The 582-nt window shown below is 47.4% G+C and carries 1 protein-coding gene; it reads left to right on the top strand.

The features are described 5' to 3' along the window. Positions 1–582 (top strand): inorganic triphosphatase (locus R7190_RS29220; protein ID WP_318138117.1); only part of this gene is annotated, 582 nt, incomplete at both ends.

Below are 582 nucleotides of genomic sequence, written 5' to 3'. Positions count from 1 at the left end.
TACATCAAAGACCAGAATACAATGCTGAGCACACAAATAATGAACCGGATCTTTCGCTTCATCCTTCCGATATCTGGCCGTCAGGCAAAGATGTCGCGACTCTACAATCCGAGTTAGTTCCGCTTTTTTCGACCAACTTCACGCGTGAGCAGTGGCTGATTGGTATGCCAGATGGCAGCCAAGTAGAGGTCGCGTTTGACCAAGGCATGGTTGTTGCGCAAGGGGAAGACGGAGAAGAGAGACAAGAACCGATTTGTGAAGTCGAACTTGAACTCAAATCTGGCCAGACCGATGCACTATTTACTTTGGCGCGCAGTTTCTGCGAACAAGGTGGGATGCGTCTGGGTAACTTGAGCAAAGCCGCAAAAGGCTACCGTTTAGCGACTGGTTACACTGGCGACGAAGTGAAGCCGCTTTCTTTAGTGGACAGTAACAAAACAGACACCGTTGAATACTGCTTAATCAATTCACTTGAACATGCTTTATCGCATTGGCATTACCACGAACAAATTTACTCAGAGCGCGACAGTGTAGAAGCGCTGCGTGAAATCAGTAACGCCATTCGTTTTATTCGCCAAACAT

This window comes from Vibrio sp. 1078-1 (assembly GCF_033340475.1).
The sequence above is the reverse complement of the archived record's forward strand: the minus strand, read 5'-3'. Positions and strand labels throughout refer to the sequence as shown.